The organism is Nocardioides deserti (assembly GCF_014266025.1).
GTDB classification, from domain to species: Bacteria; Actinomycetota; Actinomycetes; order Propionibacteriales; family Nocardioidaceae; genus Nocardioides; species Nocardioides deserti.
In genome coordinates, this window is record NZ_JACMYC010000005.1 from 243,716 (window position 1) to 262,222 (window position 18,507).

Sequence of the window (18,507 nt, forward strand, 5' to 3'; positions counted from 1 at the left end):
GGTACTCAGCCGGGTTGAGCCGTCGCCCCGATCCGCCGACACCACCTGTCGCGGTGCGATGGTCAGCATGAGCCCGACCGCCCTCGCCACCTGCCCGACCTGCGGGTCGCACGTGCCCGCCGCGCGCCTGCCGCACCCGCCCGCTCCCCCGGCTCCCTCGGCTGCTCCCGCCGGGCCGCACGCGCCCCTCCCGGCCTACCCCGTCCCGGCCCCGACCGCTGCCCCCGGGTCGCCCCGTCCCCGTCGCGGCCTGCCCACGCCGTCGGTCCCGGCGCTGCTGCTCGGGCTCGGCGCGCTGTGCCTGCTGGTCGCGGCGGTCGCGTTCCTGGCGGTCGCCTGGTCGGCGCTCGGCATCGGCGGCCGCACCGCGGTGCTCGTCGGACTGACGGGGGCGACCGCCGGGCTCGGCGTGGTGCTCGCCCGCCGGGGGCTGCGGGTCGCCGCCGAGGCGCTGTCGACGGTGTCTCTCGGCCTGCTCGTGCTCGACGTGGTCGGCGCCGCCGCCGCTGGCTGGCTCGGGGACGCCTCCGGCTCCGGCCTGGTCTGCGTCGCCGGCGTCGTCCTCGCCGCGGCCGCGCTCGCCTGGCTCCCCACCGGCCTGGCCGCCCCGCAGGTCGTCGCGCCGCTCGCCCTCGGGGTGGCCGCGCTCGCCGCCGTCGACGCCATCGGCCACCCGCACCTCGTGCCCGCCGCCGCGACCGTCGTCCTCGCCGCGGTGGCCGGTCTGGGCGTTCTAGTCGGCGCCCGGCTGCTGCCGTGGACGGCCGGCTCCGCAGCGGCGCTGTGCTGGGGCTGGCTCGCGCTCGGCGGGCTGGTCGAGGCTGCGGCGTACCCCTCGCTCGCCGGCCTCTGGCTCGACCGCCACGCCCTGCCCCTCGCCACCGCGGCCGCGCTGCTCGCCGCCTCGGCCACCGGCTGGCGTCCCGCGCTCGCCGGGACCACGACCCTGCTGACGCTCCTGGCCGTGCTGCCGGCGCTGGACGGGGGCGGTACGCCGGCCGGCTCCGCCGTCCTGGCCGCGCTCGTGGCGTGGACCGTCGTCGGCCTGGTGAGCCGGGTCGGCACCTCCGTCGCGGTGCGCCTCCCGCTCGCCGTGTCAGCCGTCGGCGCCGGCCTCCTGCTCGTCGTCCTCTCGGTCGAGGCGACGGCGCGGCTGCTGCTCCTCGCGCCGCCCGCCACCGCCGGCGTCGCCGTGCGCCTCCCGGCCGAGCCGGCCGCGTCCGCCCCGGCCCTCGCGATCGTGGCCGCGCTCGCCCTCGCCGCGGCGTACGCCGTCGGGTCGGCGCGGCCGCTGCCGCTGTCCGTCTGGCTGGCCGCCGGAGTCCTCGGCGCGACCACCACTTTCGCGCTGCTGCCGGTGCCGCTCGCCGTCGTCGTGGCGCTCCTGGCCGGTGCCGGTCTCGCCGCTGTGCGCACCCACCTCGTCGCCGGGCTGCTGCTGCTCGCGGCCGACGTCGTGGCACTGCCCAGCGAGGTGCTCACTACCGGGGCGCTCGCCGCGCTCGTGGCGGGCTGCGTGCTGGTCCTGGACCGCGCCGTCGCCGCCGCTGTGCTGCCGGCTGCGGCCGCGGCGTTCGTCTGGAGCGCCCTGGCCGTGCTCGACGTCGACACCGCGCACCGGGGCGTGCCGGTGCTGCTCGTCCTCGCGGCGGTCGCGCTGCTCCGGCCCCGGCCGGAGCTCGAGGTGGTCGCCGCCGGCGCGGGCGCGGTCGCCGCCCTCCTCGCCGTCACCGGGCCGACCTCGCTGGCGCTGCACCTGACCGTCGCCGGCGCGCTCGTCACCACCCACGCGCTGCTCGTCGCAGACCGCCGCGCGCTCGGCTGGCTCGGGGGCCTGCTGCTGGCCGCGGCCACCTGGGTGCGCCTGGCCGACCTCGGCGTGACCGCGCCGGAGGCCTACACGCTGCCCTCCGCGACCGCGCTGCTGCTCGTCGGCCTCGCGCACCTTCGCCGCCACCCGGAAGCCCCCACCGGACCGGTGCTCACCCCGGGCCTGCTCCTGGCGACGGTCCCCACGCTGCTCTGGGTGCTGGCGGTCGACCCCGTCTCCCTCCGGGCCGCGCTGCTCGGCGCGGCGTGCCTCGCCCTCGTGCTCGGCGGGACGTCGCTGCGCTGGAGCGCGCCGGTCTCCGTGGGCTGGGTCGTCGGTGCCCTGCTGGTGCTGCGCGAGCTCGCGCCGTACGCCGCCGCCACCCCGCAGTGGATCCTCATCGGCGTCGCCGGCACCGCGCTCACCGTCGTCGGCGTCACCTGGGAGCGCCGGCTCGGCGAGCTGCGCCGCGCCCAGGCCTACGTCGGCCGGCTGCGCTGAGCCGCCGGCCGGCCGGCGCGGGCCCGGCCATTTCCGTTCAATTGCGCGGTTGTGGACCTGTGCAAGCGCTTGCGCACCGATACTCCCGCGCAATTGAACGATCGTCGACGCCCGCCACGACCGAGCCTGCTCAGAGGTCGACGGCGGGCGGCTGGAAGAACGCGGCGACCAGGTCGACCTTCCCCGAGGGGCGCAGCGGGGTGCCCTCGGCACGGTGGTGCCGGGTGGCCGTGCCCTCGTGGCAGGCGGGCGGCGAGCCGTCGGCGCGGACGACCCGCCACCACGGGACGGCGCCGCCGTGCTGGGACATCACGTTCCCGACCCGGCGGGGGCCGAACCGGCCGACGGCGTCGGCGATCGCGCCGTACGTCGTGACCCGGCCGGGCGGCACCGACTCCACGCAGGCGAGCACCGCCTCGACGTAGTCCTCGGGATGCCGCACGGGCCCGACGCTAGCGGCTGGTCGGCCGCGCGTCGGGCCCGTGACTGCTCCCCCCGCCGGAGGTGGCCAGGGTTGGCCGGGGTTGGCCGGGGTTGGCCGGGGTTGGCCGGAGTTGCTAGAGGATCGGGTCGAACGGCTCCGTGCCCTCGACCAGCTCGAGCCCGGCGATGCCGGAGTGCTGCTGGGCGAAGGCGAGCTCCTTGGCGAGGTCGCCGATGTTGTTCGACAGCGGGAGCGGCGCCAGGCCGAGCGTGGACAGCGTGCCGACCGCCTCGCCCTGCTTGTCGACGAACGCCGAGCCGGAGTCACCGGGGACGCCGGGGGTCAGCGTGTAGAGCGGGTGGCTCCACCCGCCGTCGGCCGCGGCGTCGCCGAGGCTGATGCCGGTCTTCGGCGAGAGAAGCTCGATGCCGAAGCGGAGGCTGGAGTTGCCGTAGGAGTAGACCTGCTCGCCCGCGGTGGTGCCGTCGGTGTCGATGCCGGTCGGGCCGCCCCAGAACGGGATCGACGGGTTCACCTTGCCGACGTCGGCGGCATCCACCTTCACCAGCGCGAAGTCGTTGTAGGCGCAGGTGTTCGCGTCCTTGGTGCCGACCTCGTCCATCGTGGCCCAGGAGGAGTAGACGAGCGTGCCGCCGCCGACCTTCGTGCCCTCGGACAGCAGGCTGCCGCCCTCGGTGAACGAGACGCGGGTGCCGAGCGGGAGCGAGTCGGACAGGCAGCCGTCGGTGTCGGTGGCCGCGCCGGTGCCGGCGCAGTGCGCGGCGTACCCGACGTAGACGTTGCTCGAGGCGTCGGTGAAGACGAAGTTGCCGGTGCACTGGCCGCCCTCGGTGTACATCTGCACGCCCGGGTGGATCGTCGCCGAGCCCGCGGGCGCCCACTGCGGCGCGGCGGAGGCCGGGACGGAGGTGATCATCGCGCTGCCGAGGACCGCGCTGGCCAGCACGGCGAGCGCGCCGGTGACGCGACCAGCGGACCTGCGAGCGGACCGGGAGGGGGAGGGACGTGCGTGCATGCGAGCTCTGCCTTTCCGAGACGGAACCGGCGGCACGGGCCACCGGTGTGACGCCAGGCACAACGGCGGTGCACGCCGCCGGGTTACGTCGTCGACGGCCCCGGACGCACGGACGGCCCGAGGTTTTACCTCGGGCCGTCCGGGAGGAGCAGGTGGAGCGGGTGCAGCTGGGTTGCTGCCGGGAGGGTCAGTACGCCGGCTGGCTCGGGTCGATCTGGTTGACCCAGGCGACCACGCCGCCGCCGACGTGCACCGCGTCGGCGTACCCCGCGCCCTTGACGATCGCCAACGTCTCCGCCGACCGCACGCCGGACTTGCAGTGCATGACGACCTGCCTGCCCGCGTCGACCGGGGGCAGCTTCTCCAGGGCCGAGCCGTTGAGGAAGTCGCCCTTGGGGATCAGCACCGAGCCGGGGATCCGGTTGATCTCGAACTCGTTGGGCTCGCGCACGTCGACGAGGACGAAGTCGCGGCTGCCCTCCTCACGCTCCTTGAGCATGTGCTCGAGCTGGGTCACCGAGATGGTCGACCCGGCGGCGGCGTCGGCGGCCTCGTCGGAGATCGCACCGCAGAAGGCGTCGTAGTCGATGAGGCCGGTGACGGTCGGGTTCTCGCCGCACAACGCGCAGTTGGGGTCCTTGCGGACCTTGAGCTTGCGCCACTCCAGCTCGAGGGCGTCGTAGATGACGAGCTTGCCGATGGCAGGGTCACCGATGCCGGTGAGGACCTTGATCGCCTCGTTGACCTGGATCGAGCCGATGGCCGCGCACAGCACGCCCAGCACGCCGCCCTCGGCGCAGCTGGGGACCATGCCCGGCGGCGGGGGCTCGGGGTAGAGGCAGCGGTAGCACGGCGCGTCGTCGGCCATGGTCGGCGCGAAGACCGAGGCCTGGCCGTCGAAGCGGTAGATCGAGCCCCACACGTAGGGGATCCCGAGGAAGTACGCCGCGTCGTTGACCATGTAGCGCGTGGCGAAGTTGTCGGTGCCGTCGACGATCAGGTCGTAGCCGCGGAAGACGTCCATGACGTTGTCGTTGTCGAGGCGCTCCTCGTGCAGCACCACCTCGACGTACGGGTTGGCCTCGGCGATCGACTCCTTCGCGGAGACCGCCTTGGACTTCCCGATGTCGGACTGGCCGTGGATGATCTGGCGCTGCAGGTTCGACTCGTCGACCTCGTCGAACTCGGCGATACCGAGCGTGCCGACGCCCGCGGCGGCCAGGTAGAGCAGCGCGGGGCTGCCGAGGCCGCCGGCGCCGATGACGAGCACCTTGGCGTTCTTCAGCCGCTTCTGGCCGGACATCCCGACGTCGGGGATGATCAGGTGGCGGCTGTAGCGCCGGACCTCGTCGATGCTCAGCTCGTCGGCCGGCTCGACCAGCGGGGGAAAGCTCACGTCACGCTCCTCGTAGCGGTTCGTCGATCAGTGCCGGGTCAACATCCGCGCACCCCTCGATGTTCCCTCCATGGTCTCCCCGCCCGAGGGCACCGCCGGCGCGGCGTCCCGTCATCCGGACCGGGGTGACCGACCGGTAGAGTCCCGGCACGCAGCGCCGGTCCCGCCGGTGGGTGCACCGGGAGACGGGAGGAGCCATCGTGAGCGCAGGGCAGTACGACGCCGACGGCCCTCGACCCCGCGGCGGCCGGATGCCGCGTCGCGAGCGGCGCGCCCAGCTCCTCGAGTCCGCGCTCGAGGTCTTCGTCGCCCAGGGCTACCACGCGGCCGCCATGGACGACATCGCCGACCGCGCGGGCGTCTCGAAGCCGGTGCTCTACCAGCACTTCCCCGGCAAGCTCGACCTCTACCTCGCGCTGCTGGACCGCTCCTGCGACGCGATCATCGACAGCTGCCGCCAGGCGCTCGCCTCGACCCAGGACAACAAGCTGCGCGTCGCGGCCGCCGTCGACGCGTTCTACGAGTACGTCGCCCAGGAGTCCGGCGCGTTCCGCCTCGTCTTCGAGTCCGACCTCACCAACGAGCCGGCCGTGCGCGAGCACGTCGACCGCGTCACCACCGAGTGCGCCGCGATGATCGCCGAGGTCATCCAGGCCGACACCGGCCTCCCCGACGCCGCCGCCCGGCTGCTCGCGGTCTCCCTGGTGGGAATGGCCCAGGTCAGCTCGCGGTTCTGGCTCTCCGAGGGCGGTGGCATCAGCCGCTCCGACGCCGCGGCGCTGGTCTCCGGCCTGGCCTGGCGCGGCATCGGCGGGTACCCGCTCGACCACTGACCCACCCTCTGTCCCACCCGTGCCCGCGCAGCGTCGCGGGATCGACCTGAAGGAGGACCTCGTGGAGGTCAAGATCGGTGTCCAGCACGCCCCCCGTGAGCTCGTCGTCGACACCGACGAGTCCGCGGACGCCGTCCAGCAGCTCGTCGCCGAGGCCGTCGGCGCCGGCACGGTCCTCACGCTGACCGACAGCAAGGGCCGCAAGCTCGTCGTCCCCGCCGCCAAGATCGCCTACGTCGAGATCGGCGGCGGCGTGGTCGGCCAGGTGGGCTTCCGCAGCTAGCGGCTCGTCCCCGGCTCCGTCACGACCCGCCTCGTGCGGCCAGGCGTGCGCTCCGGCGCACGCTCGGCAGCACGAGGCGGACGTGTCTCCGCTCAGTGCGCGAGGCCGAGCTCGGCCATCCGCTCGGCGTGCCGCTCGGTGAGCCGCGCGAACATCCGCCCGATGGCGGCCAGGTCCAGGCCCGGGCGGTCCACACCGCCGGCAAGCAGCGCCGAGAGCGCGTCCCGCTCGGCGGCGACCCGCTGGGCCTGGGTCAGCGCCTCTCCCATCAGCCGGCGGCCCCACAGGGCCAGCCGCCCGCCGAGGCGCGGGTCGGCGGCGATGGCCGTGCGGACCCGGTCGACCACGAAGGCCGCGTGCCCGCTGTCCTCCAGCGAGGAGACGACCAGGTCGCGGGTGGTGGCGTCGAGGTACGCCGCGATCTCGCGGTAGAAGTCGTCGGCGAGGCCGTCGCCGACGTACGCCTTGATCAGGCCCTCGTACCAGTCCGAGGGCGCCGTGTGCGCGTGGAAGCGGTCGATCGCCTCGCGGAACGGCGCCATCGCGACGAACGGGTCGGTGCCGAGCTCGGAGATCCGGGCGTGGATGCCCGCGACCTTGCCGAACTCCGCCGCGGCCATGGCGGCGATCTCGACCTTGTCCTCCAGGGAGGGCGCGAGCTTGCCGTCCTCGACGAGCCGCTCGAAGGCGGAGAGCTCGCCGTAGGCGATCGCGCCGAGGAGGTCGACGACGGCCTCCCGGTACGCCGCGTCCTGGAGCGCCAGCGGCACGTCCTGGTCGGCCGCCTGGTCTGCTGCCTGCTCCGCGGAGCCGTCGGGACCGCCCGTCGATGCCGTCACGTGCGCACCCTACCGATAAGGTGAAGGTGCACGTGGCCGCCCTCGGCGCCCGTCCGCTCGGATCCGAGCGCTCGCCGGCGGCCCGCACGTATGTGCGCGGCTGACATCCCCAGCGGTCCTACCGGACCCCGTGAGTCCGCCGCACCTGGACACCTTCGGTCGAACCGGCCGGAACTCACGAAAGCGATCAAGACCCTGACATCCACGACCTTCCGAGAGCTCGGGGTGCTGCCCGAGATCTGCGACGCCCTCGAGCGCCACGGCATCACCACCCCGTTCGCCATCCAGGAGATGACCCTCTCCGTCGCCCTCCTCGGCACCGACCTGATCGGCCAGGCCCGCACGGGCACCGGCAAGACCCTCGCGTTCGGGATCCCGGTGCTCCAGCGCAGCGTGTCGCCGAAGGACCCGGCGTACGCCGACCTGCCGCAGGGCAAGCCCCAGGCCCTCATCGTCGCGCCGACCCGCGAGCTCGCGCTCCAGGTCTCCAACGACCTCCACATCGCCAGCGCCGACACCGGCCTGCGCGTGCTGACCGTCTACGGCGGCGTCGGCTACGACACCCAGCTCGACGCGCTCGAGGCCGGCGTCGACATCGTCGTCGGCACGCCGGGCCGCCTCATCGACCTGGCCAACCGCAAGTCGCTCGACCTCTCCCACGTGCACGCGCTCGTGCTCGACGAGGCCGACGAGATGCTGGACCTGGGCTTCCTGCCCGACGTCGAGCGCATCCTCAAGATGACGCCCGAGACCCGGCAGACGATGCTGTTCTCGGCCACGATGCCCTCGGCGATCGTGGCCCTGGCGCGCACCCACATGCGGCACCCGATGAACATCCGCGCGGAGTCGTCGTACGACACCACGATGGTCCCGGCGACCGCGCAGTTCATCTACCAGGCCCACGACCTGGACAAGCCGGAGATCATCGGCCGCATCCTCCAGGCCGAGGACGCCGAGAAGATCATCGTCTTCACCCGCACCAAGCGGCAGTCCCAGCGCGTGGCCGACGACCTGGCCGAGCGCGGCTTCAGCGCCAGCCCGCTGCACGGCGACATGGCGCAGGTGGCGCGCGAGAAGGCGCTCGCGAAGTTCCGCGAGGACAAGATCCGCGTCCTGGTCGCCACCGACGTGGCCGCCCGCGGCATCGACGTCCGCGGCGTCTCGCACGTCATCAACTACACCTGCCCCGAGGACGACAAGACCTACGTCCACCGCATCGGCCGCACCGGCCGCGCGGGCGCGACGGGCACGGCGATCACGTTCGTCGACTGGGCCGACCTGCACCGCTGGAAGCTCATCAACAAGGCGCTCGACCTGCCCTTCGACGAGCCGCAGGAGACCTACTCCACCTCCGATCACCTCTTCACCGACCAGGGCATCGCCCCGGGCACCAAGGGCCGCATCGTCGACCCGGCGCCGGTCGAGAAGAAGGAGCGCTCCGACCGCGGGGACCGCGGCGGGCGTGGTGGCCGCAGCAGCGGTGGCGAGCGCGGTGACCGCGGTGGCGAGCGTGGGGGCGACCGCCCGGCGCGCAGCCGCAACCGCAGCCGGACGCGCACCCGCAGCGGCGAGACCGTCGCCGGCGAGGGCACCGGCCCGGAGGCCTCCACCGCGGACGCGAGCAGCGCGAACGGCACGGGCGAGGGCTCGGCCCCCAGCCGCAACCGGCGCCGTCGCCGTCGCGGTGGCTCGGGCGGCAGCTCCGCCGGCGAGGGCCAGCCGGCCGCCGCCGGCGCCGAGGACTGACCTCCGCACCAGCACGACGTACGACGAGGGCCGCCCGATCCGATCGGGCGGCCCTCGTGGCGTCTGCTGGGCGAGGTGCGAGTCAGCCGGCGACCCGGCCCCGGACCAGGTGCTGCAGACGGACCTCGTGGCCCGGCGCGACGCCGTGCCGACGGTCGAGCTCGAGCAGCGCCTCCAGCGGGGTGACGGTCACGTCGACCAGCCCGGCCTCGCGGAGCACGTCGGCGGTCGCCTCGATCGAGCCGGCCTGGGCGAGCGGGAGCGCGGCGCGCACCTCCTCGTCGTACGCCGTGGCGAAGGCGTCGATGCCGGTCTCGGCGCCCGCACCGATGCCCTCGGGGAACCACGTGCTGTCGACGACCGCGACGACGCCGCCGGGCCGCAGCAGCCGCGTCCAGCGCCGGACCGCGTCGACGGGCTCCCGCAGCGTCCACATGACGTACCGCCCGACGACCGCGTCGAAGGAGCCCGCCGGGAGGTCGGGGGCGACCGCGTCGCCGCGGAGGAACCGCGGCGGCCCGGCCGGCGCGTCCAGCGTCGCGGCGTGCTGCCGGGCGCGCTCGAGCATCCCCTCGGCGAGGTCGATGCCGACGACGCGGTGGCCGAGCCCGGCCACCACGCAGGCGACGTGACCGCTGCCGGTGCCGACGTCGAGCACGTCCGCGGGCGTCGACGGGAGCGCGTCGGACCACACCTCCGCCCAGGCGCTGCGGTCGAGGTCGCGGCGCTCGGGGCGCTGCTGGTGGTCGTCGTACGCCGGCGCGCGGCCGGTCCAGTAGGCGTCGATGCGGTCCTGGACGGCGCCGGTCGTGGTCGGGGCGCTCATGCGGTCTCCTCCATCAGGTGGGGCTGGCTCACGGGTTGGTGGGACGCGGGTCGGGCCAGGGGTTCGAACAGCAGGTGCAGCCGGCCCTCGAGGCGCACCGGGCGCACGCCGATGCCGTAGACCGGCTCGAGCAGCGCGGGGTCGAGCACGTCCTCGGCCGGGCCGCCGGCGACGACCCGCCCGCCCGACGCGGGGCCGCCGAGCAGCAGCAGGTCGTCGCAGTAGCGCGCGGCGAGGTTGAGGTCGTGCAGCACGACGACCACGCAGGTGCCCGAGGTCCGGGCGAGGTCCTGGACCAGCGCGAGCACCTCGTGCTGGTAGCGCACATCGAGGTGGTTGGTCGGCTCGTCGAGCAGCAGGTGGGTGGCCTCCTGGGCCAGGGCCCGGGCGATGAGCACCCGCTGCCGCTCGCCCCCGGAGAGCGCGGCGTAGGGGCGGGCGGCGAGGTGGGCGGCGCCGACCCGGTCCAGGCTCGCGGCGGCGACGTCGCGGTCACGAGCGCCGGTCCGCTCGAAGGTGCCGAGCCGGGGGCTGCGGCCGAGGAGCACCATCTCTGCGACGCTCATCGTGGACTCCCCCGCGGGTTCCTGGACGACCACTGCGACCCGGCGTGCGGTCTCCCGCGGGCCGAGCGCGGCGAGGTCGTCGCCGTCCACCTCGATGCGGCCGGTCGGGGTCCGCAGCGCCCCGTGCAGCAGCCGGAGGAGGGTGGTCTTGCCGCTGCCGTTGGGGCCGACCAGGCCGAGCACGCGGCCCGGCTCGGTGCGGACGTGGACGCCTGCGACGACCGGCCCGGCGGCGTACGACCAGGAGACGTCGGCGGCGGTGATCATCGCTCCATCTCCTGCACGCGCTCGACCATCCGCTCGAGCCCGGTCACCGACAGCGGGGTGGGCGGCTCGGTGAAGTTGAACAGCTGGGTGATCATCCGGTCCTCGCGCACGGCGGTCAGCCGCCCGGCCCCGGGGAGCTCGGTGACGGCCTGCTCCACCTCGGCCGGGTCGCCGTCGCCGTGGAGGAGGACGAGGACGTCGGGGTCGCGGCCCAGCAGCTCCTCGAGCGTCACCTCGAAGACCCGCTCCTCGACGTCGTCGAAGACGTTCTCCAAGCCGGCGGCCTCGAGCTGGGGCTGGGCCATGCTGCGGGTGCCGTAGGCGTACGTCGTGCCGCCGCCGACGGTCGGGTAGAGCACGGCCGCGGTCAGGCCGGTCCCCTCCCCGACCTGCTCCTCGACGGACGCGAGCCGCTCCTGGAGGTCCGCGACCGCGGCCTCGGCCTCCTCGGTGCGGCCGAAGACCGTCCCGTAGGTGCGCATCTGGTCCTCGACGTCGTCGAAGCCGGGGTCGGCCAGGCCCTCGTCGCACAGGCCGGGCTCCTCGATGAGCGGGATGCCGACGGCGTCCAGCGAGTCGCGGGAGAGGTTGTCGACCTCGCCGATGACCAGGTCCGGCTCCTGGCCGATGACGGTCTCGCGGGAGATCAGCAGGTGGCCGCTGCTGTCGGTGCGGTCGGTGAGCAGCGGGATCTCGTCGAGCTCGGCGAGGGTCGCGTCGTCGTAGTAGCCGGCGGGGTACTCCCCCGCCCGCGCCGTCACCCGGTCCAGCACCCCGAGCTCGCGGAGGAACGGCACCGACGCACTCTTGAGCAGGACGACCCGCTCGGGCTGGGTGGTGAAGGTGACCTCGGCGCCGCAGTTCTCGACCGTCACCGGGTAGGCCCCGGCCTCGGCGTTCCCGGCGGCGGTGGGCGCCCCGTCGGTGTCGCTCCCGCAGCCGGCGAGCAGCGCCGCGAGGGCGGCGGTGGTCGCGAGGGCGAGTGTTGGCGTGCGCATGCAGGGCCCCTTCAGGCGGTGGTGGCGTGGAGACGACGGACGAGCAGCAGCAGGAACGGTGCGCCGACGAGGCTGGTGATGATCCCGATCGGGATTTCCTGCGGCGCGAGGAGCACCCGGGCCACGACGTCGGCCCAGACCAGCAGCACGGCGCCCATGAGGGCGGCGACGGGCACGACGCGGACGTGGCGGCCGCCGACGGCGCGACGGGCCAGGTGCGGCACGACGAGGCCGACGAACCCGATGCTCCCGGACGCGGAGACGAGCACACCGACGCACAGGGCGACGACGACCAGCAGGACGATGCGGAACCGGTCGGGCGAGGTGCCGAGCGCGTGCGCGGTCTCGTCGCCGAGCGCCAGGAGGTCGAGGCGGCGCCCCCAGCCGGTGAGCAGCATCGCGGTGGCGAGGACGACCACGGCGACGATCGCGAGCGGCAGGTCCCACTGCGCCAGGCCGAGCGACCCGAGCAGCCAGAACATCACCGACCGCGCGCCCTCGGCCGAGCCGGAGGCGAAGACGAGGAAGCTGGTCGTGGCGTAGAGCGCGTAGCCGACCGCGACCCCGGCGAGCAGCAGCCGCACAGAGGTGACCCGCCCGGCCGAGCGCGCGACGGCGAGCACGAGCAGCGACGCCGCGAGCGCCCCCAGGAAGGCGCTGGCCGGCAGCGCGTGCTCCCCGAAGCCCGAGCCGAAGCCGAAGAGGATCGCGGCGGCCGCGCCGCTGGAGGCGCCGGAGTTCACGCCGAGCAGGTAGGGGTCGGCGAGCACGTTGCGGACCATCGCCTGCAGCGCGACGCCGCAGACCGCCAAGCCCGCCCCGACCAGCACGCCGAGGACGACGCGCGGCAGTCGCACCTGCCAGACGATCGCGTCCTGCGGCAGGCTCCAGGTCACCTCCCCCGGCATCCCGACGAGGTGGTGGCCGAGGACCTGCGCCACGGTGCCGGGAGGTACGCCGACCGCACCGGCACCAACGCCGACGACCACCGTCGCCACCAGGAGCGCCGTCAGCCCGACGACCCACGCCGTCGTCCGGGCGGCCTGCGCCCGCTCGGCGGCGTGCAGGTCGACCACCCCCACGCTCACCGACGCCTCCCCTTGTTGCACATCATTTGCAACAACGGTATCGGTGCAGGGGGCGGGTGGTCGGACGGGGTGCTCGGTTGGCTTCTCGGCTGGTTGAGGAAGACCCCCTGGCCTCCTGGCCTCCTGCCCCCTGCCAACCGGCCGTCGGCCTCAGACCCGTGGGTGGTCGCGGTGGAGGCAGCCATAAGGGAGGTATGCCGTGGGTGGCGGCTGCTTTCCGGCTCGCGCTCTCGGCTGGTTGAGGAGGGCCGCTAGGCCCGTCTCGAAACCCGCCGAGAAACTCTCCAGGTCGGTGTCCGCATACTGGTCTGATCTGGGGAAACAGCGGCCGCACTGTCGGTGGTCGCTGCTTGAGTAGACCCATGGCCAGGGACTCCCGACACAGCGCACACCCGGTGTGCCGCGTGGTCGCGAAGTCCCGCAAGAAGACCCGTTCTGCAGCCGGATCGCAGCTCTGGACGATGTCCGACGACGAGATCGCCGAGACCCTCCTGGAGACCACGCGCCTCCGTGCGCAGGTCGAGGCCCTCGAGCTCAAGCTGGCAGCCGAAGCGGACCGCCGGGCGGTCGGCGACAAGGTCGGTGCCACGGACACCACCTCGTGGTGGGGCCACGAGACGAAGCAGGACCGGCCAGCTGCCAAGCGCCGGATGCGGCTCGCCGAGTCCCTCGACCGCCACGCCTCGACCGCAGCGGCGTTGGCCCACGGAGTCATCAGCGTTGACCACGCGAAGGTGATCACCGAGTGTGTTGACCGGCTGCCCGACGACCTCGACGACGCCTCGATCCCGGAGCGGGCCGAGAAGCACCTGCTGAACGAGGCGCTCGACTGTGACCCGAAGTCGCTGGCGATCCTCGCCAAGCACGTCCTCACCGTCGTCGCCCCCGAGATCGGCGAGGAACGCGACGCCCGAGCCCTCGAACGCGAAGAGCGCGAAGCACGGGCAAACGCGTGGCTGACGATGGCGCCGGACGGGAAGGGCAGCTATCGCGGGAAGTTCTCCATCCCGACCATGCAGGGCGCGATGCTGCGCAAGATGCTGCTCGCGTTCGCCGCACCCAAGCACCAAGCCGCCACCAAGGACGGCGACGCGGAGCAGGATCAGGTCGAGCGACGGCCCTCACCGGAACGCATGGGCGACGCGTTCTGCGAGCTCATCGAACGCCTCCCGGCCCACAAGCTCCCGAAGGTCGGCGGGCTCAACGCCTCGATCATCGTGCTCCTCGACTTCACCGGCCTGAAGAGCGACGTCGGCCGCGCGGTCCTCGAGACCGGCGAACCCATCTCCGCCTCCCTCGCCCGACGGATGGCCTGCGAAGCAGGACTCATCCCCGCCGTCCTGGGCAGCCGCTCGGAGCTGCTGGACCTGGGCCGCACCGCCCGCCTGTTCAACGGCGCCCAACGTCTAGGGATGGTCATCACCCAGCGGGTCTGCACCGCCCTCGGGTGTGACTGGCCCGCCCACCTCTGCCACGCCCACCACGACGACAGCTGGCTCTCCGGCGGCCGCACCGACCTGGACAAGGGCCGGCTGCTGTGTCCCCGGCACCACGCCCGCATCCACGACCCACGGTTCGAGACCACCATCCACCCCGACAACCAGGTCACCTTCCACATGCGGACATAGGCCGGCGAGTTTTCGAGACGCGCGCCAGCGCGCGCTCCGCAACCAGCCGCGAAGGCACGCCGCTCGCCTGCTCGACCAGCGGGGAGGCAGCAGGGGTCAGGCGGTGACGACGACGGTGGTGCCGAGGGGGGCGAACTCCCACAGCGCGATGGCGTCGACCCGGCGCTGCCGGATGCAGCCGTGGGACAGCGGGGTGCCGAGCTGCGCGACGGTCTGCACCTTCTTGCCGTCGTCGATCGGGATGTCGTGGAAGCCGATCGCGGCGCGCTCGCCGTGCGTGAACCGGACGAAGTACTTCATCGTGCCGGAATCGTCGATGCCGTAGGCCTGCTCGGACCGCGAGTACACGGCGTACGTGCCGGGGTCGAGGTTGTCCTCGACGCTGCCGGAGACCAGGTAGGTGCGGACGACCTTCTTCCGGCCCTCGACCAGCCACACCCGCTGGCGGCTCTCGCTGAAGACGACCCGCTTGCCGCGGCCACTGCCGGGCGGGAGCGTGGTGTCCTCGCGCGGGTCGACGAGACGCGCCTCGGCCTCGGCCTCGGCACCCGCCTCGGTCTCCGCCGCGCCGGACGCACCGGCGCGGGCGGACGACGGCGCCTCGTCAGCAGCCGGCGGCGCGGTCGCTTCCGGATCGCGCGCCACCTCGATGGCCACCGGGTCGGCGACGGACTCGGAGTCGGGCAGGACGCCGGTGCCGCCGAGAACGGCGACGGTGGTCACGGCGAGGGAGGCGGCCAGGGTGGCGATCCGGCCGTACCGCGGCCGGACCGGCGTGGCGCGGTGGCGGCCCACGTCAGCCCTGGTCCCCGGCGCCGGCGGCGGCGGCGGCCTTCCCGCGCGTGCGGCGCGGCCGGGCGGCGCGCTCGACGAGGTTGGCGGCCACCTCGCGGTAGGCCTGCGCGCCCTTGCTGCTGCGGCTGGTGGCGAGGATCGACCGTCCGGCGGCCGGCGCCTCGGCGAACTTGATCGTCTTCGGGATCGGCGGCTCGACCACGTCGAGCGAGTAGGTCTCGGCGATGGTCTCGAGCACCGTGCGCGAGTGGTTCGTGCGACCGTCGAACAACGTCGGCAGCACGCCCCAGACCTCGAGCCGCTTGTTGGTGTAGCGGCGCACGTCGTGGACGGTGTCGAGCAGCTGGCCGACGCCGCGGTGGGACAGCGTCTCGCACTGCAACGGGACGAGTACGCCATTCGCGGCGGTCAGCGCGGCGACGGTGAGGACGCCGAGCGAGGGCGGGCAGTCGAGCAGCACCCAGTCGTAGGCGCCGTCCAGGTCCTCGACGACGCCCTTGACCACGTGCTCACGGCCGGTGCGCGTGAGCAGGTCGGCCTCCGCGCGGGCCAGCTCGATCGTGGCCGGCAGCAGGTCGACGCCGTCCTCGGTCGTGAGGATGACCTCGGTCGGGTCGGTGCCCCGGGTGAGCACCTGGTGCACCGAGACCTCGAGGTCCTCGGGGTCGATGCCGAGGGAGAACGTCAGGCACGCCTGCGGGTCGAGGTCGACCAGCAGCACGGAGTGCCCGAGCTCCGCGAGCGCCGCGCCCAGCGAGGCGACGGTGGTCGTCTTGGCGACGCCGCCCTTCTGGTTGGCGATCGCGAGTGTCGTGGTCATCGCCCCTCATCATGCCCGAGACCGCGCTCCGGAACGGGTCGACACCGCTGTTGCGCGTGGCTGTTTCACTGACCCCCATGCCCACCGCTCTCGTGACCGGCGCGACCGCCGGCATCGGCCACTCCTTCGCCCAGCAGCTCGCCGCGCGCGGGGACGACCTCGTGCTCGTCGCCCGCGACACCGCCCGCCTCGACGCCGTGGCGAAGGAGCTGACGGCCGCGCACGGCGTCGCGGTCGAGGTCCTTCCCGCCGACCTGGCCGACCGGGCGGGGATGGCGCTGGTCGAGGCCCGGCTCGCCGACCGCGACCGGCCGGTCGACCTGCTGGTCAACAACGCCGGGTTCGGCCTCAAGGAGCGGTTCCTGGACAACTCCGCCGACACCGAGACCGCGATGCTCGACGTGCTCGTCACCGCCGTGCTGCGGCTGACCCACGCGGCGCTCGGCCCGATGACCGAGCGCGGCCGCGGCGGCGTCATCAACGTCTCCAGCGTGGCGTCGTACCTCCCGCGCGGCACCTACTCCGCCGCCAAGGCGTGGGTCAACAGCTTCTCGGAGTGGGCCGCGAACGAGTACCGCCCCCAGGGCGTCACCATCACCGCCCTCCTCCCCGGCTTCACGCGCACCGAGTTCCACGAGCGGATGGACGTCAGCCAGCAGTCAGCGCCGTCGTTCCTCTGGCTCGACGCCGACGAGCTGGTGCGCACGGCCCTGGCCGACCACGATGCCGGCAAGGTCTTCTCGATCCCCAGCGCCCGTTACAAGGCCATCGCCACGCTGGCCCGCGCCGTGCCGAGCGGCGTCCTGCAGCGCTTCCAGTCGATGGGTCGCAAGTAGCGGCAGGCCGTCCGAAGCGCTCAGGGGCGGACGACGTCGGGCGGCGTGCGCCCCCGGGCCCGCGCGGCCTCGGCGGCGCGGGCGGCGGCGTCGACCAGCCGCGCGTACTGCTCCGGGTCGGTGGTGTTGCAGCCCAGCTCGTGGTCGATCTTGCCGGTGCCGTGGTGGTCGCTGGAGCCGGTGACGACGAGGTCGAGGTTGCGCGCGATCGCCCGCAGCTTGTCGCGGCTGGTCCGCGTGTGGTCCTCGTGCTCGACCTCGATGCCGCTCAGCCCGGCCGCCTGCAGCTCGGCCAGCTCCGGCTCGCCCGGCCACTCCCGCTGCGAGCGGCCCCACGGGTGGGCGACGACGGTCACCCCGCCGGCCTCCGTGACGAGGCGGATCGTCTCGGCGAGCGGCGCGGCGTACCGGTCGACGTACGCCGGCCTCCCCGCGCCGAGGTAGCGGTCGAACGCCTCGGTCCGGTCGCCGACGGCACCGACCGCGACGAGCGCGTCGGCGACGTGGGGCCGGCCGGTGGCGGCGGTTCCGTCGGCGGCGCGGGCGACGTCGGCATCGGTGATCTCGATGCCGAGGGCGTGCAGCCGTTCGAGCATGTCGGGCACGCGGGCCTGCCGTCCTTCGAGGACGCGGGAGAGCTGCTCGACGAGCGGCGGGTACGTCGGGTCGGGCAGGTAGGCGAGCAGGTGCACCCCGCGGCCGTGGTGGCGGGTGCTGACCTCCATGCCGCGGACCAGCTCGATGCCGACCTCGTGCGCCGCGGCCTCCGCCTCGGCCCAGCCGTCGGCCGTGTCGTGGTCGGTGATCGCCAGGACGTCGAGCCCCGCGGCCGCCGCGGCCCGGACCAGGTCACCCGGCGGCTGCGTGCCGTCGCTGGCGCGCGAGTGGGTGTGGAGGTCGATGCGCACGGGTCCCACCGTAGGGCGCGTCGCCGACGCCCGGCTCAAGGGCGGGGCGCGTCCGCGCCGCCGGCGTTGGTCGGGCAGCCGGCGTTAATGCACACCCGCTCGTCGATGGTGCTGTCATTGTCGTCGCGCACGGTGGCCTCCGCGGGGTCCTCGGTCGCCTCGTGGGCGCGCAGGCGCACCTCGGAGCCGCAGACGTCGCAGGGTCGGTTGTCCTGGTACACGCCGGGCAGGTACCCACCCCTCACCAGGACGGGCTCACCAGGACGGGCGCGGCCCCCCGAACGACATCTCCACCAGCGGCGGCCCCAGGCCGGACACGTCGCGCAGGATCCAGTCGTCGCGCAGCAGCAGCATCGCCGAGGCCGGCCGCATCACGATCCACAGCCACCGCCCGTGCGCCTCGCCGGCCACCACCGAGCGGTCCCACTCCCCCGTCGCCGCGCAGGTCGAGACCGGCCACAGACCCACGGACTGGTTGTCCAGTCGGACCTTGACCGACGGCGGGCCCTCGCCGACCTCGGGGCCGGGATCGAGGTACGTCGTGCCGGCGCACCGCGCGCCCAGGCCGGTGCCGGCCTCCTCGGCGACGACCAGCACGTCGACCGGCCCGTCGAGCTCACTGGTGCCCGAGCAGCACGTCATGGTGGCCCTCGTCCGGTCCGGGTGGCTGCCGACCACGCCGAAGTCGGTGACCGACCAGCCGGGGCTCATCGGCCACGGCAGGAACGTCGGGAACGACCCCGCTGCCCGGAGGTGGTCGACGAACCCGTCGTACGACGCCTCCTCGGTCCGCCACAACGGCTCGATCGTCCCGTGGTCGGGGCACGACCAGCCGTCGACGGCGGACTCAGCCACGGGAGTGGGACAGCGCGGGCAGCCGGCCGAGAGCGACATGCCACCCATATGC

General features: G+C 74.0%; 19 protein-coding genes. 6 read left to right on the forward strand and 13 right to left on the reverse strand.

Annotated elements, in window-relative coordinates; genetic code table 11:
* Positions 1 to 67: 67 nt before the first annotated feature.
* Positions 68 to 2,311 carry an SCO7613 C-terminal domain-containing membrane protein gene (locus tag H7344_RS11250; RefSeq protein WP_186346108.1) on the forward strand — a complete coding sequence of 748 codons (2,244 nt, stop codon included), beginning with the start codon at positions 68 to 70 and terminating at the stop codon, positions 2,309 to 2,311.
* A 130-nt stretch (positions 2,312 to 2,441) separates the two neighbouring features.
* Here H7344_RS11250 and H7344_RS11255 read toward each other — a convergent pair whose 3' ends face one another.
* From H7344_RS11255 to moeZ, 3 genes are all read right to left on the reverse strand, one after another.
* A complete protein-coding gene (locus H7344_RS11255) occupies positions 2,442 to 2,753 on the reverse strand; it encodes an MGMT family protein (RefSeq protein ID WP_186346109.1) in 312 nt (103 codons plus the stop codon).
* 115 nt (positions 2,754 to 2,868) lie between these two features.
* A complete protein-coding gene (locus H7344_RS11260; protein WP_186346110.1) occupies positions 2,869 to 3,771 on the reverse strand; it encodes a hypothetical protein in 903 nt (300 codons plus the stop codon).
* Positions 3,772 to 3,958: 187 nt separating this feature from the next.
* Entirely contained in the window at positions 3,959 to 5,167 is a 1,209-nt protein-coding gene (gene moeZ, locus H7344_RS11265; RefSeq protein ID WP_186346111.1) for an adenylyltransferase/sulfurtransferase MoeZ, read from the reverse strand.
* Positions 5,168 to 5,418: 251 nt separating this feature from the next.
* Between moeZ and H7344_RS11270 the strand changes: the two genes are divergently transcribed.
* Together H7344_RS11270 and H7344_RS11275 are read left to right on the forward strand one after the other, a co-directional pair.
* The gene (locus tag H7344_RS11270) at positions 5,419 to 6,000 is read left to right on the forward strand and encodes a TetR/AcrR family transcriptional regulator (protein ID WP_166195118.1); all 582 of its coding nucleotides are present in this window, start codon (positions 5,419 to 5,421) and stop codon (positions 5,998 to 6,000) included.
* A gap of 19 nt (positions 6,001 to 6,019) precedes the next feature.
* Positions 6,020 to 6,283, forward strand: coding sequence for a DUF3107 domain-containing protein (locus H7344_RS11275; protein ID WP_444544116.1), 264 nt, complete (start codon positions 6,020 to 6,022; stop codon positions 6,281 to 6,283).
* A 92-nt stretch (positions 6,284 to 6,375) separates the two neighbouring features.
* Here the strand turns inward: H7344_RS11275 and H7344_RS11280 are convergent, their stop codons facing one another.
* Positions 6,376 to 7,053, reverse strand: a complete 678-nt coding sequence (locus H7344_RS11280) for a ferritin-like fold-containing protein (protein WP_229707171.1) — start codon at positions 7,051 to 7,053, stop codon at positions 6,376 to 6,378.
* 294 nt (positions 7,054 to 7,347) lie between these two features.
* Here H7344_RS11280 and H7344_RS11285 point away from each other — a divergent pair, with 294 nt between their 5' ends.
* Complete coding sequence (locus H7344_RS11285; protein WP_229707153.1) at positions 7,348 to 8,868, forward strand: DEAD/DEAH box helicase; 1,521 nt, start codon at positions 7,348 to 7,350, stop codon at positions 8,866 to 8,868.
* A gap of 82 nt (positions 8,869 to 8,950) precedes the next feature.
* Here H7344_RS11285 and H7344_RS11290 read toward each other — a convergent pair whose 3' ends face one another.
* Genes H7344_RS11290 through H7344_RS11305 form a run of 4 tightly spaced genes read right to left on the reverse strand, consistent with a single transcriptional unit; the run spans position 8,951 to position 12,613 of the window.
* Positions 8,951 to 9,694, reverse strand: a complete 744-nt coding sequence (locus H7344_RS11290; RefSeq protein WP_186346114.1) for a class I SAM-dependent methyltransferase — start codon at positions 9,692 to 9,694, stop codon at positions 8,951 to 8,953.
* Positions 9,691 to 10,527 carry an ABC transporter ATP-binding protein gene (locus H7344_RS11295; protein WP_186346115.1) on the reverse strand — a complete coding sequence of 279 codons (837 nt, stop codon included), beginning with the start codon at positions 10,525 to 10,527 and terminating at the stop codon, positions 9,691 to 9,693. The genes H7344_RS11290 and H7344_RS11295 overlap by 4 nt, the downstream gene beginning before the upstream one ends.
* Positions 10,524 to 11,525: an ABC transporter substrate-binding protein gene (locus H7344_RS11300; RefSeq protein ID WP_186346116.1), complete on the reverse strand. Its 1,002-nt coding sequence runs from the start codon at positions 11,523 to 11,525 to the stop codon at positions 10,524 to 10,526. Before H7344_RS11300 ends, H7344_RS11295 begins: the two co-directional genes overlap by 4 nt.
* Positions 11,526 to 11,536: 11 nt before the next feature.
* On the reverse strand, positions 11,537 to 12,613 hold the full coding sequence (locus tag H7344_RS11305) for a FecCD family ABC transporter permease (RefSeq protein WP_229707154.1): 1,077 nt from the start codon (positions 12,611 to 12,613) through the stop codon (positions 11,537 to 11,539).
* Between the two features lie 362 nt (positions 12,614 to 12,975).
* On the opposite strand from H7344_RS11305, the gene H7344_RS11310 reads away from it, so the two are divergent.
* Positions 12,976 to 14,241 carry an HNH endonuclease signature motif containing protein gene (locus H7344_RS11310; RefSeq protein WP_186346118.1) on the forward strand — a complete coding sequence of 422 codons (1,266 nt, stop codon included), beginning with the start codon at positions 12,976 to 12,978 and terminating at the stop codon, positions 14,239 to 14,241.
* Positions 14,242 to 14,337: 96 nt separating this feature from the next.
* Here the strand turns inward: H7344_RS11310 and H7344_RS11315 are convergent, their stop codons facing one another.
* Entirely contained in the window at positions 14,338 to 15,036 is a 699-nt protein-coding gene (locus tag H7344_RS11315; RefSeq protein WP_186346119.1) for a L,D-transpeptidase, read from the reverse strand.
* A gap of 1 nt (position 15,037) precedes the next feature.
* Positions 15,038 to 15,856, reverse strand: a complete 819-nt coding sequence (locus H7344_RS11320) for a ParA family protein (protein ID WP_186346120.1) — start codon at positions 15,854 to 15,856, stop codon at positions 15,038 to 15,040.
* Between the two features lie 77 nt (positions 15,857 to 15,933).
* Between H7344_RS11320 and H7344_RS11325 the strand changes: the two genes are divergently transcribed.
* Positions 15,934 to 16,692 carry an SDR family NAD(P)-dependent oxidoreductase gene (locus H7344_RS11325; protein WP_186346121.1) on the forward strand — a complete coding sequence of 253 codons (759 nt, stop codon included), beginning with the start codon at positions 15,934 to 15,936 and terminating at the stop codon, positions 16,690 to 16,692.
* 20 nt (positions 16,693 to 16,712) lie between these two features.
* On the opposite strand, the gene H7344_RS11330 is transcribed toward H7344_RS11325, so the two are convergent.
* Genes H7344_RS11330 through H7344_RS11340 form a run of 3 tightly spaced genes read right to left on the reverse strand, consistent with a single transcriptional unit; the run spans position 16,713 to position 18,503 of the window.
* Positions 16,713 to 17,600 carry a PHP domain-containing protein gene (locus H7344_RS11330; RefSeq protein ID WP_186346122.1) on the reverse strand — a complete coding sequence of 296 codons (888 nt, stop codon included), beginning with the start codon at positions 17,598 to 17,600 and terminating at the stop codon, positions 16,713 to 16,715.
* A 35-nt stretch (positions 17,601 to 17,635) separates the two neighbouring features.
* Entirely contained in the window at positions 17,636 to 17,821 is a 186-nt protein-coding gene (locus tag H7344_RS11335) for a hypothetical protein (RefSeq protein ID WP_186346123.1), read from the reverse strand.
* A gap of 34 nt (positions 17,822 to 17,855) precedes the next feature.
* Entirely contained in the window at positions 17,856 to 18,503 is a 648-nt protein-coding gene (locus H7344_RS11340; protein WP_308423360.1) for a DUF6758 family protein, read from the reverse strand.
* Positions 18,504 to 18,507: the final 4 nt, after the last annotated feature.

Coding starts and splice junctions, on each gene's coding strand:
- H7344_RS11250 (WP_186346108.1), top strand. CDS start 68: ATGAGCCCGACCGCCCTCGCCACCTGCCCGACCTGCGGGTCGCACGTG.
- H7344_RS11260 (WP_186346110.1), bottom strand. CDS start 3,771: ATGCACGCACGTCCCTCCCCCTCCCGGTCCGCTCGCAGGTCCGCTGGT.
- H7344_RS11270 (WP_166195118.1), top strand. CDS start 5,419: ATGCCGCGTCGCGAGCGGCGCGCCCAGCTCCTCGAGTCCGCGCTCGAG.
- H7344_RS11290 (WP_186346114.1), bottom strand. CDS start 9,694: ATGAGCGCCCCGACCACGACCGGCGCCGTCCAGGACCGCATCGACGCC.
- H7344_RS11295 (WP_186346115.1), bottom strand. CDS start 10,527: ATGATCACCGCCGCCGACGTCTCCTGGTCGTACGCCGCCGGGCCGGTC.
- H7344_RS11300 (WP_186346116.1), bottom strand. CDS start 11,525: ATGCGCACGCCAACACTCGCCCTCGCGACCACCGCCGCCCTCGCGGCG.
- H7344_RS11310 (WP_186346118.1), top strand. CDS start 12,976: ATGGCCAGGGACTCCCGACACAGCGCACACCCGGTGTGCCGCGTGGTC.
- H7344_RS11320 (WP_186346120.1), bottom strand. CDS start 15,856: ATGACCACGACACTCGCGATCGCCAACCAGAAGGGCGGCGTCGCCAAG.
- H7344_RS11325 (WP_186346121.1), top strand. CDS start 15,934: ATGCCCACCGCTCTCGTGACCGGCGCGACCGCCGGCATCGGCCACTCC.
- H7344_RS11340 (WP_308423360.1), bottom strand. CDS start 18,503: ATGGGTGGCATGTCGCTCTCGGCCGGCTGCCCGCGCTGTCCCACTCCC.